The sequence below is a fragment of the Vibrio coralliilyticus genome (genome assembly GCF_024449095.1).
In the GTDB taxonomy this organism is placed as follows: Bacteria; Pseudomonadota; Gammaproteobacteria; order Enterobacterales; family Vibrionaceae; genus Vibrio; species Vibrio coralliilyticus_A.
Window position 1 is genome coordinate 1,527,694 of sequence record NZ_CP024628.1, and the last position, 11,341, is coordinate 1,539,034.

Annotated in this window: 11 protein-coding genes; 3 read left to right on the plus strand and 8 right to left on the minus strand. The window is 42.9% G+C overall.

The features are described 5' to 3' along the window. Positions 1-32 precede the first annotated feature (32 nt). On the plus strand, positions 33-932 hold the full coding sequence (locus CTT30_RS22335; protein ID WP_252037048.1) for a DMT family transporter: 900 nt from the start codon (positions 33-35) through the stop codon (positions 930-932). 81 nt (positions 933-1,013) lie between these two features. On the opposite strand, the gene CTT30_RS22340 is transcribed toward CTT30_RS22335, so the two are convergent. After that, on the minus strand, positions 1,014-1,745 hold the full coding sequence (locus CTT30_RS22340) for an SDR family oxidoreductase (RefSeq protein ID WP_252037049.1): 732 nt from the start codon (positions 1,743-1,745) through the stop codon (positions 1,014-1,016). 38 nt (positions 1,746-1,783) lie between these two features. Beyond that, the gene (locus tag CTT30_RS22345; RefSeq protein WP_239869063.1) at positions 1,784-2,689 is read right to left on the minus strand and encodes a LysR family transcriptional regulator; all 906 of its coding nucleotides are present in this window, start codon (positions 2,687-2,689) and stop codon (positions 1,784-1,786) included. An 83-nt stretch (positions 2,690-2,772) separates the two neighbouring features. Between CTT30_RS22345 and CTT30_RS22350 the strand changes: the two genes are divergently transcribed. Further along, positions 2,773-3,009, plus strand: coding sequence for a DUF2798 domain-containing protein (locus tag CTT30_RS22350; RefSeq protein ID WP_239869065.1), 237 nt, complete (start codon positions 2,773-2,775; stop codon positions 3,007-3,009). Positions 3,010-3,066: 57 nt separating this feature from the next. Here CTT30_RS22350 and CTT30_RS22355 read toward each other — a convergent pair whose 3' ends face one another. From CTT30_RS22355 to CTT30_RS22370, 4 genes are all read right to left on the minus strand, one after another. Further along, the gene (locus tag CTT30_RS22355; RefSeq protein ID WP_252037050.1) at positions 3,067-4,296 is read right to left on the minus strand and encodes a lysozyme inhibitor LprI family protein; all 1,230 of its coding nucleotides are present in this window, start codon (positions 4,294-4,296) and stop codon (positions 3,067-3,069) included. A 139-nt stretch (positions 4,297-4,435) separates the two neighbouring features. Then, complete coding sequence (locus tag CTT30_RS22360; RefSeq protein WP_008074122.1) at positions 4,436-5,152, minus strand: YebC/PmpR family DNA-binding transcriptional regulator; 717 nt, start codon at positions 5,150-5,152, stop codon at positions 4,436-4,438. An 88-nt stretch (positions 5,153-5,240) separates the two neighbouring features. Beyond that, positions 5,241-5,450: a DUF3283 family protein gene (locus tag CTT30_RS22365; protein WP_239869078.1), complete on the minus strand. Its 210-nt coding sequence runs from the start codon at positions 5,448-5,450 to the stop codon at positions 5,241-5,243. A gap of 162 nt (positions 5,451-5,612) precedes the next feature. Further along, positions 5,613-5,810 (minus strand): PA3496 family putative envelope integrity protein, encoded by a 198-nt coding sequence (locus CTT30_RS22370; protein ID WP_239869087.1) that lies wholly within the window; start codon positions 5,808-5,810, stop codon positions 5,613-5,615. Positions 5,811-6,250: 440 nt separating this feature from the next. Between CTT30_RS22370 and CTT30_RS22375 the strand changes: the two genes are divergently transcribed. Next, on the plus strand, positions 6,251-6,727 hold the full coding sequence (locus tag CTT30_RS22375) for a transcriptional regulator (protein WP_252037051.1): 477 nt from the start codon (positions 6,251-6,253) through the stop codon (positions 6,725-6,727). Positions 6,728-6,785: 58 nt separating this feature from the next. Here CTT30_RS22375 and CTT30_RS22380 read toward each other — a convergent pair whose 3' ends face one another. Both CTT30_RS22380 and CTT30_RS22385 read right to left on the minus strand, forming a co-directional pair. Then, entirely contained in the window at positions 6,786-7,712 is a 927-nt protein-coding gene (locus CTT30_RS22380) for a phosphatidylinositol-specific phospholipase C/glycerophosphodiester phosphodiesterase family protein (protein WP_252037052.1), read from the minus strand. A gap of 583 nt (positions 7,713-8,295) precedes the next feature. Next, complete coding sequence (locus CTT30_RS22385) at positions 8,296-10,266, minus strand: replication initiator protein RctB domain-containing protein (RefSeq protein ID WP_239869094.1); 1,971 nt, start codon at positions 10,264-10,266, stop codon at positions 8,296-8,298. Positions 10,267-11,341 lie beyond the last annotated feature (1,075 nt).

The following is an 11,341-nucleotide window of genomic DNA, read 5'->3' on the forward strand; positions in this document are numbered from 1 at the left end:
CGCAAAATATCTTAATGTAAAGATAAATAATTATGAATATATTACTGGCAATGATCCCCGCCTTCTTTTGGGGAACAACATATGCGGTAACACAGTTCACTTTGTCCGATTGGCCTCCTCTGCTTTTGGGGGCAATTCGAGCACTGCCTGCCGGACTGCTGTTACTGATGATTAAGCCGTCCCTACCGAAAAAAGGGGACTGGCAAATTTTATTCAGCCTTGGATTGATCAACATTGCGACCTTCTTTGGCTTAATATTTGTGATGGCATTGACTCTGCCTTCAGCAATTTCGGGTGTCGGTATGGTATCGGTACCTGTGTTTGCCATGGTGTATCATTGGGTGGTGAATAAACACCGTCCTAACTACATACAAGCCGTCTGTGGCGCCGCACTGATTGGCCTTGCATGGATGCTGTTCTCTCCGGGCTCTATCAGCCTCAATCCGATTGGGATGGGGGCTATGCTGGCTGCCATCATGTGTATTGTTGCGGGTAGCTCTCTGACGAAATCACTAGGTAATCGCATGCACTGGTGGACTGTATTGACGTGGCAACTGATTCTCGGTGGCACGATTTTGTCAGTCGCGGCAGGATTCCAAGCCTTCATCGATCCGGTTCAATACAGCAACGCACTAGAGAACTTCTCACTGCGCAATAGCTTAGGTTTATTGTGGGTGGTCGGTCTCAACACAGCGTTGGGATATGGCATGTATGTATGGCTTCTGCAGCGCATGACAGTGGTGGATTTTACCTTTGGTGGCATCGCCAACCCAATCGCAGGCATCGTAACCGGCCTGATATTGCTTGGTGAGTCATTCACGCCCTTCCAATACAGTTTAATGATTGGCATGATTGTGATGTCTCTTCTTCCTCAAGCGATCTTGGCACTACGGCAGAACAAGCCGTCACCCACCCAATGTAAATCGAGTTGAGTGGTAAAAAACAAACGCCATGACATCAACATGGCGTTTCACTTTACAATGTCAACACCAACGTGGATCAACAAGGCTCTCCTACTTTCCACCCGCTATATCGATAAACGAACCAGTCACAAACGATGCTTCTTCGGACAATAGCCAGGCTATCGATTGAGCCACCTCTAATGCCGTTCCTCCTCTTCCAAGCGGAATTTGCGAAGCGAGTCGGTCTACACGTCCAGGTTCGCCGCCATCCGCATGCATTTCAGTATAAATGCAACCAGGTCGAACCCCATTCACTCGAATATTGCGCTCTGCTAGCTCAAGAGACAACCCTTTAGTTAATGAGTCCATCGCTCCTTTTGACGCTGCATAGTCTACATATTCAAACGGAGCTCCGGTTCTTGAAGCCGCAGATGAAACATTAACGATAGCCCCATCAATATCAAGCTGATTGATAAACGCCTTACAGCACAAAAAACAGCTTATGACATTGGCATCCATTACCTTCTTGAATCGCTCTAAGTCAATCTCGCTCAAGGTTGATTGAGTAAACAGAATACCTGCATTGTTCACCAAATGAGTGACCGTGCCATAGCGCAGGGTAACTTGGGCAAACATAGCTTCAACTTGCTCTTGGTCTGAAACATCAGCCTGAATAGCGAACGCATTTCCGCCTGTGGAAGTAATCTGCTCAACCACTTCATAAGCGCGCTGGTGGTTTCTAAGGTAATTGACAGCGACGGCATAGCCTTGGCTCGCAAGTAGCTTGGCGGTTTCTGCTCCAATCCCTCTTCCCGCTCCTGTAACGATGACTACTTTATCCATTTGATTTCCTTTACTCTTCAATTTCAATTGAGGTGACTTTACAGTGTAAAATCCGTTGGCTCTTGCATCTTCTCTACGCCAGCCATTAAACGCTCTACCAACAAACTCAGCGCTTTAGGCTGATAGCGCCTTTGCTTATAAACCAAGTAGGCTTGTCTAACACTGCGTTGATACTGAGGCAGAACCCGTACAATATTCATTTCTTTATGAACATGCCTGAACGGCAAAGAAGCTACTCCAAGTCCTTTTTCAACCGCACCGCAAACCGCCAGAATATCGTTAACAATCAACTTAGGTTTCACGCTCATCACATCGATTAAGCGGTCTTGGTCGTAAACCGAGATATCCAATGCGTGATCCACACTGATCCAGTCCAGTTTGCTGAGTTGTTGTAAATCTTCCACATTACCCACTTTTTCTATGTATTCGGGGCTAGCAAAGAAAGCATGTCGTGCTTTAAACAAAGGTCTGGCAATCATGTCGTTCATATCTGCCAAATCGAAGGTAATCAGTAAATCTCTATCTGTTTGTGGTACCGCTTGCTCTTGACTAAGGACTAAATCGAGCGAAACCAGTGGATAATCAACCAAAAACTGTTCAACGACATCACCGACAAAAGCACGATAAAAGTTATGTGGTATCGCGAGTTTTATCTTACCTGAGACTTGTTGAGTATCAGAGACAATTTGTCCAAAGCCAGACTCAATAGACTCCATACCACTCTGCAACAACTCAAACGCCTGTAAGCCACTTTGCGTAGCAACTAGCTCCCTGCCTTTCTTCTCAAGCAATCGAATATTCAGACGTTGCTCTAAGGCTGAAAGCCGGCGGGACATGGTGGAAACCGGCAGCTGAAGCTTCCTAGAAGCAGCAAGCAAAGAGCCTTCTTCGACAACACAACAAAACAGATAGAGATCATCAACATTTCCAAATATGGAATCCATACTTCTAAACCTGCTTATTTTTTTCACTTATGGATAGTTATATCCTTTAAAGCATCAAAACAACAACAACAAGAGGAGAATTTATGAGCCGCAAACATTTTTGGATTTCCACCCTACTTTCGTCTTTGACCATGGCCATCATTATGTCGGGATTAATTTCTGGCTATAAACTGGGGTTTAGTAACGAGTGGCCAGCAATTTGGCTAGATAGCTTTCTTCTGGCATGGCCAGCAGCGCTAACACTTAACTTGACGGTCTTACCGCAAATTAGAAAGTTGTCTAACTGGTTAGCTGGCGCAAACGCTGTCTCGCAGGCTTAAAGCGTTTTAAAAAACAAAAAGGGGACCTCACGTCCCCTTTCATTTTTATTGGTGCCATTATGGCGTGATAATACCTTGCAACTCTTGCTCTCTTTTAGCCGTTATCCAGTTGAGGCATTGCTCTTTTAACCTTGGCTCGACTGACGCAATCAGGCGACATGTCGCATCGCGATGTTTAATCCACTGCCTTTGCACTTCTCTTACATCATCAGCTTCTGGTTTTAGCATCGCATAGTCTTCAGCTGGCAGTTTAAGCGCACTCATTAGCTTTTTGTATGACGCATTTAATTGGCTGTCTGTTTCACTGAGCGGCGTGGAAACTGCCTCTATATCGCCTTGAATGGCTTTATCTAGCATTGAAAGGTAAAGATCCTTCTGCGATTGAATCGAGTCTATAATCCAAGCAGTACGCCCCGTACCACCATGCATTTCCTCTTGCTGCGCTTTGAGCGTGACAAAATCTTCCATCTCTTTATAGGCCAGATTCAACAGAGCTAGGCTCTCCCCAGGCAGTTTTTCAGTTAACGCTGAAAGCTCACTTTGGCGACGTTTCTCCTGCTCTACGGCATTCCTATCAGCGCAATACCCTGCCCCCGCGCCACTGGTCACGTAATGACAAAGGTTAAAAGGCACCACTTGATCATTTTTCCAATGTTTATAGTAATCGGTCACCGCGAATGAGAGCTCTGCAGGCACATCACCACCACGCGTGATCAACCAAAACACAAGCTCTGGATCGGGCTTACCAAACTTTCCTCCCTCTTTTGAAGCTTGCTCAGCTAACTCCCATACATCGTAGAAGGGCCAATCTCCGTCTTCATCCTCTACCTGAAAAGTTTTAAAGAACGTATCAGGGTCACGCTCAGGGACTTCAGCAGCGTAAGTCAGTACTTGCACCTTTTCTTGTTCGCCATAGAGGGACAAACGAGGATTTTTATGTTTGGCTTTATAGTAAGTCTCTAATGCGCTTTTAGGGTCAGACATTCTAATACTACCAGCGCGGAAAAAGACCTTATCTAGATAGTATTTTAGTGCCTCTTGGTGACCATGCGCCGCGGCTTGCTGCAAATGATAGACACTCTCTTCATCTGGTAAAACGTATTGGTAAGCAAGTCTAAAGTGCGCTTCTGCACTGCCCTGCTCAGCCGCCTGAATAAACAAAGTCTGCGCTTGTTTTTTATCGCCTGCTTCATAGAGCTTCTGCGCTTTCGTCACGAGCTCCTGCTCGGTTGAAGCAGCGGAAAAAGCCAAGCTACAACCTAATACAATCGGAATAAATTTGGTCATTATTGATCCATCAATAACAAAGTGAGCAGAATGAATGCTCTTTCGAGTTTGGTATCAACCATATTTAGGACGATACACGAAAACAAAAAAAGGGATCGAATCGATCCCTTTTTGATTTATCTAATTTTCAGCGCTGCGATTACAACTCAGCGTTGTGGTAAACCTGCTGAACGTCATCACAATCATCAAGAAGGTCTAAGAACTTCTGGAATTTCTCTGCATCTTCACCCGCAACAGGCGTGTGAGTTTGAGGTACGAAAGTGATCTCTTCTACATCAAGAGTCAGGTCTGGGAAGGCACCGTTTAGCGCAGTCTTAGTTTTGAAGAACTCAGTGTGAGGAGCGAAAACCGTAATCACGCCATCTTCAAGTTCAACGTCAGTCACGTCTACGTCTTCCATCATCAGCGTTTCTAGAATGATTTCATCATCGTCGCCTTTGAACTGGAATACTGCTTGGTGATCAAACATGTGTGAAACAGAACCTTCAACACCAATTTTCGCCCCTGTTTTAACGAAGCACTGGCGCACATCTTGGAAAGTACGGTTACCGTTGTCAGTTAGACAATCAACGATGACGCTTGTGCCACCAGGACCAAAGCCTTCGTAGCGCGCAGGAACGTAGTCTTCACCGCCACCACCATTTGCTTTATCGATCGCTTTGTCGATAACGTGTGCAGGAACTTGGTCTTTTTTCGCTTTTGCGATCAGGTGCTTAAGAGACAAGTTCATGTCTGGGTCTGCACCACCATTTTTCGCGCACATGTAAATTTCTTTACCGTATTTGGAATAAACTTTAATTTTTGCGCCCGCTGTTTTCGCCATAGAGGCTTTGCGCACTTCAAAACTTCTTCCCATCGGGATGTTCTCTCTAATTCAATTAAACGCGAAGGATTTTAGCAAAAAACGAGACCATTTCAATTTCTCGCTTTGCTGAGAAAAAGGGTCAGGCGACGCCCATTACTCGTTTGTATTTGGCTACAGATTCAAGAAATGCAGTTCGCTCTTCTTCATTTTGGATCTTGTTTGCCTGCTGATCTATCTCATCAGGACCTGCTTTTGCTTCACGCATTTTCCAAACTAAGAAAGACGCTTGCTTATCAAGCTCAATTTTATTTTTCTCATTGGCAGGGAGTGTCGATAGGTTAATAGACATACAAGGGTTCTGTATCTGTAAAAATATGGGGAGAAAATATAACACACTCGTAAGTTAAATGGGCACTCAAAGCACACACAGTGACTTAATTGAGATCAAAAAAAGAAAAATTAAGGGTGGCTATTTGAGCCACCCTTAAGTCAATTATTACTGTTATCACGACTAGTGTAATATGCCTAGATCCTTCGCTTCCTCAATAGTTAAGCCACTTTCGCGAATCTCTCTTAATGCTTCAATACGACGACGAGCTTCCGCTGACTTAACGCTTTTGGTTGGCTTTTGTGACTCAACTTCTTCCGTGAAATCCCACTTGTCTGTGATTTTAGTCATTTCATCATGGTCAATAGAATTAATGGACATTGTAACCTCCGAACAAACCATGCTAGGGACAGCTAATCTGTAGCAAAAGCTGACTGCCTTTGTTAAGAATTTTAGCTTCATAATGTGATTACGCTAATAGTTCGTACACAGTTAGTGTTTTTTGTATAAATAAGCTTTGCGCATAGCTAACTGGCGAAGTACATTTAAGGGATTACCCCTAAGAATTTTAAGGCGATCAAGCTCTCATTTTTACTGGGTAAACAATCGCTCTATCTTGATACTCATTAACTACAATTACTCCTCAAACATGTTTATCAAGCCACGACTTCAGCCCACCCAATAACACATTCTTCTGCCCTGCTACTTGGTTAATAACTCAACCATGAACCACACTATTGTCTAGAGGTTGATCTGCTCTGCGAGAAAATTGCAATCGAAAAGGTAGATCAAATAAGTTGAAGCACTTGAGCGAGGGCGACATGAATCAATTAGATACGTGGGTGAAGCAAATGGGACTCTGGTATCAATCTCGAAAGCATGATCAAGGAGAGCTTCTCGAGTCATTGATCCTATCACCACCAGAGCAAATTTGGGGACCACGCATCACACAACAACAAAGTAAAGCTATTGCGTGCTGGTTTGATGGTTGCTTGCGTATCTTTGAGCGCGAGCGATACACCTCTCCTAACAAGGCCTACCAATTCTTACAACTTGCCTACAGTAAGCTACAAAAAGTGGTTACTAACTCGGCCAGTGAACTGGCATTGAAACATTGGTGCATGATGCAAATGCAACACCTAACAGTAATAGGCTTGGAGTTTTGTCGCCAACAGACTCATAGCCGTTGGCTAGAGACATCACATCAATGGGTAGATGCTCATGTGCGGTTTATGGCGGCACAAAGTTGGAATGAGTCACGGAACAATGATCAAGGTTCATCCACACTATGCCATTGAACGCTCATAATATGGCAGCGAGTAACGCTGCCATAATCTCCCTACTACGTCATTTTTACTAATCCATCGGCTGCCAATCAGGATGATCTAGCCAATTCAACCCCGGCATATCTGGGTGTGGATCATTAACCAATAACCAATCATGAAGGGTCTGCAATAGGTCAGTGTTGATGTAGTCCACATTAGCTTTGGTTAGTTCACCCCATATTGTGTCGCGTGTTTCGGCATCGTCCTCAGGTGTCGCCCAGAAGCGAATCTTCTGCTTATTTGCATGAGCTGTTGTGATGATTCTCTCCAGCTCCTCAAGGGCCTCTTCTGGCCATTCCCCTGTCCCATCAAAATTACCAAATTGTTCTTGATCAAAATGATCAAAATTATTACTAATCAGCGGCATAAGAGTCGGAGAATACCCTTTATCAAGATCGCTTAAACGCCCATCGACAAACGAGTAACGAGTTTGCTGCTGCTGCATCAACTCTATTGGGCGGTTACCAGAAATGATCGCAGTAACAGGGCCTTGATATACTTTACCGTTTTCGTAGCGACTAAACACATCAGGATATTGCTTAAGGACCTTTTCTACCGCCTGCCAAGTGAAAGCAGCTTGTGTTTTGATGTCGATCAGAAGAACAGCCGTATAGTCCCAGCCATCATACATTTGCTGTTGGTTATTTCTGACATGGTTAACAATCGGTTGGACATAAAGCTCATCAAATTTCCATTCATTGACCAAATCGTCTTCATCATGAGCAATGAGAACCTCCTCATAACCAGCCTTATAGTAAACATCCGCCTCAAAACTACCAAAGCCCAACTCGGCTGCACCATGAAAAGGCTCTTCTCGATAGTAGTCATTATGAGAATGGGAGCGAACGGTCTCAGTAATTTCTGTCTCTATTTCACTGTCTGTTTCATCACATGCACTCAATACTAAACAACTGAGTGCAATAAGTACTATGCGTACCAATCTGGCAAAATCCATCATATTTTTTCTTAATATCCAATAAGTAAATTGAAACACTGCACACGTAGTGCGGGGATATCATTGAAGTAAGAAATGACATTTCCATTAACAAAAAATGAACGAGAGCTAATTAATATTTATGAGGAAATAGATGGAATAAGGATCTGATTTAAATAATAAAGTTACATTTACAATACGAATCTTTTAGGGAGAGAAACCGTTGTTTTTTGTCATTAGAACTACAGAAATGAAAGATCCTTGATTGACGGAACAATGATCAAGTCCCCCTTGATCATGCTTTCAATACTTGAAGAAATTTAGACAAAAAAAAGCGAGTTCAAAAGAACTCGCAAACAATTCAGAATGAATGTAACAATATGAGCCAATCTATCAGGGATAATCCAAATCCCTTATTCATCAGAAAGGACAAAAGGTTGTCTATTCGGGATAAATAATATCCAACTCCCCGGTGAGCAATGTCAGTTCACTGTCAGGGGAATGTAGTAGGTTTGTCTATTCACACTAGGTATGTAACACAGAGAAATAATATCAAAAAGCCAGCAAGCACATGCTGGCAATTCACTATGTGTACGAGTATCTAGGGTTATACCGCCACTTCATCAAGTACTCTAAACACACCTTCATCAAGGTGCCCTTCATGAACTTGTTTACACACTTTGCGTCTCACTGCGAGACCAGCAATTAGACGTTCAATGGATAAGTGTTTATTTTCACTCTGCCCGTTGTAAAGTTCAATCAACTTGCTTAGTGTCTCGTACGGAATGATTTCGTCTCCTACACGAAGGAAATCAAGCTTCTCTATGAGCTCCTGACACTCTTCCTGAATCGAGTTGTGTGAATGCCCTGTCATCGCAGCCAAAGCCATTATAGAGCGTTCTAGGGCCTCTGGAGAGGTATACTTGGATAAGGTAATGGTAATTTCGTCTGCATTGATCTCGACTAAATGCTTACGGATTTTAACTCTACGTCCCAATTTTCCTTTTGGAGAACGTTCTTTGCGCTGGATGGGTTCAAACTCGCCATCAATAATCTGCGACATTTCATCTAACTGCTGCTTAGTGACCATTTCATTACGCAGTGGGTTAGGCAACGTAGGGGCCATATTACGTTTACCTGCGTTGGTCGTGCGAGCACGCGAGTAACGAAGCACTTCTTCAGCATCACACTTGATGTCAAACTGGTAGTCTTTGATCTTACCGCCTTCTACGATCGTGGAGATCGTTAGGTGATAACCCCATAGATTGACCTTAAACAGATCGTCCGTGCCCTCCCCTTCCGATAACTTTTTCAATTCGCGGATCAAATCCATCGAGAATCGGCGCCATTCAATATTACGCGCTAACTTCTGATTGAGTGTGCTAAGCAACATCACGTCGGTATGACGACGAGACATGCGGCTTCGGAAATAGCTATAGAGCTGGAAAACTAAAGTGTGCTGTTTCAAGATCTCTGGAGGGAAAAGGAAGAAATAGTCACGAGTCAACAACTCTTCGTAGAAAGAAGGTTCCCATACCAATATATATAAGTTGGGTTTAATACGAATTTCGCCGTCAGCCCCCTCTGTCGGTGCTTCTTCCGATGCTGTGATAGTGCGGGCCAAAAAGCGAAAACGATCACTCTTGAAACCCTCAGGCATATTTTCACTCAACCAACGGCCTGTCAACTCATGTAATTGAAAGTCGGTAAATTCGATTCGATCAATGCTGTCACGGATCGAATCACGAGCCGGTCCACTGTCTTTCTTACCCCGTAAAGACAAGATATCAGTAATGTATAGTGGGGTTTTATTAGGGGTTTGTTTTGCGTCCAGCTGGTACTGATGTTGGTGATGATCATGATATTGAACTGTCAAAGTGAATAGCGCAAACAGCGTCATAAGATCATCGACGGTCATGATGTTCTTCGAAGAACGTGTTTCGATCACAGCTTTGGTGCCAGAGATCAAAACCATACTCTTTTGATATTGTTTACGAGTACGTGGAGGCGCTAAAGCTTGATCAATAATACCCGCCCAGTTAGTTGGTGAAACCACAAACTGGTCTGCTTCATCTTTCATCGCTGGTGGTGTATTTAGGCCATGCTCATTCAATAACCGTTTATTGACGTGTGTCTGTGCCAGAGCTTTAGATCGTTTTTGTTTCTCGCTTTGCTTTACCGACTCTGTCATCAAGCTGGTGGCTCCAAGAACAGAGATCAACTGATTTGGGTTTACAAAGCGGTGCAACATGGTTTTCCCGGCGAGGCCTTCTTCAAAACGGACCGGAATTTGCTGAAAGAGGCCAATATTTACAGCTGCACGCAAACGCTGTTGAATGGCGGCTCGAGTCAGTTGACCATCTGTCGCCTCAATCAGTTCTGTAGTAGATACTAAACCATCTTTACTACTAAAACCTTGTAATGAAATTAGATTCAAAAGCTCAACGATGCTTTTAGTCACGCCTTTGAAATGCTGATATTGCTCGATCCAATTTACGGCGGCTTCGGACACTTCAAACATATGTCCATCTTTATGACTCCTAGGAGCTTTGATCAATACTTTTTCTTCTGAGCTCATTTATTATGATCCATGTCACGTTAGCCGTAATATTGCTATGGTTCCGAAAGGATAAAGAAAAAAGCCTTATAAATAAAGAGAAAACTTGTTGTTTTGAATAACTGATCTTTCTGATTTAAATGATCTTTATTGATTATATGATCTAATGATCTGAACCAAGTTATTATTGCAAGCTCATGTTATTAATGAACTTTTTTTATCCACATCTGAAAGCATGATCATGATATGTACGAAAGCATGATCATAAAAAAGAGGAAAGCATGATCAGATACTTACAGAACCATGATCATTAGTCTAGCGAATGCATGATCATTACTACGTCTGAAGCATGATCATCATAGACCCACACTTTATCCACAGTGAAAAGCGATTTGCTGAAAGTAATGAGCCCTATTTAGTGTGTATTTTTGGTTTTAACAACGAAACGATGATCAAGGTGTAGGAAAAAAATGACCGAATACGATTAAATTTGTTGGTTTATTCATCAATTTGAAATCCATCTGACATCTTTCCTTTCCACGAGCATTACTTTGATTGATTAGCCTATCGAGCGAAAGCATGATCATGTAGGAACACCAGCTTAGAATATTATGACTTTTGTCCCTCGATTTGTACTCTTGATTTGCTTTATTGACTCAATGCCTTAGTTCGTCTGCATTCTTCCGTAATTTCTCTCCTTTTTTACATGCTTCCGAAGCATAGAATCACTTGATCATTGATCCGAGTAAGGATCTTTTGAAAGTGAGAGCTTTAAACTTTTAACGAAGCACTATTTTTCCTTGATCATGCTTCTTTGAAGATGATTTCCCCCTGAAAGCATGATCAAAGTAAACGCCTTGATCATCGTTTCGATTCCTAGCGTATTTCTTAGCAAAAGTTACTTCCAAGCTTTCCGATTAAGGTCAGTCCTATTGTATGTAAGATAGGCGCTGAACTAAGGGCTCACAAATTGAAATGACACAGACCGTAAATTATGGGCAGATATCAATCGTTCCGAGTCAATTTCTTATTTCTTGGAGACATCTCCTTTACATTGTAAATAAGTGATGTTGTAACACTTTAAATCTAACTTATT

Bases quoted from the DNA above. Each gene is read 5' to 3' on its own strand.
- CTT30_RS22335 (WP_252037048.1), top strand. From the start codon at position 33: ATGAATATATTACTGGCAATGATCCCCGCCTTCTTTTGGGGAACAACA.
- CTT30_RS22340 (WP_252037049.1), bottom strand. From the start codon at position 1,745: ATGGATAAAGTAGTCATCGTTACAGGAGCGGGAAGAGGGATTGGAGCA.
- CTT30_RS22345 (WP_239869063.1), bottom strand. From the start codon at position 2,689: ATGGATTCCATATTTGGAAATGTTGATGATCTCTATCTGTTTTGTTGT.
- CTT30_RS22350 (WP_239869065.1), top strand. From the start codon at position 2,773: ATGAGCCGCAAACATTTTTGGATTTCCACCCTACTTTCGTCTTTGACC.
- CTT30_RS22355 (WP_252037050.1), bottom strand. From the start codon at position 4,296: ATGACCAAATTTATTCCGATTGTATTAGGTTGTAGCTTGGCTTTTTCC.
- CTT30_RS22360 (WP_008074122.1), bottom strand. From the start codon at position 5,152: ATGGGAAGAAGTTTTGAAGTGCGCAAAGCCTCTATGGCGAAAACAGCG.
- CTT30_RS22365 (WP_239869078.1), bottom strand. From the start codon at position 5,450: ATGTCTATTAACCTATCGACACTCCCTGCCAATGAGAAAAATAAAATT.
- CTT30_RS22370 (WP_239869087.1), bottom strand. From the start codon at position 5,810: ATGTCCATTAATTCTATTGACCATGATGAAATGACTAAAATCACAGAC.
- CTT30_RS22375 (WP_252037051.1), top strand. From the start codon at position 6,251: ATGAATCAATTAGATACGTGGGTGAAGCAAATGGGACTCTGGTATCAA.
- CTT30_RS22380 (WP_252037052.1), bottom strand. From the start codon at position 7,712: ATGATGGATTTTGCCAGATTGGTACGCATAGTACTTATTGCACTCAGT.
- CTT30_RS22385 (WP_239869094.1), bottom strand. From the start codon at position 10,266: ATGAGCTCAGAAGAAAAAGTATTGATCAAAGCTCCTAGGAGTCATAAA.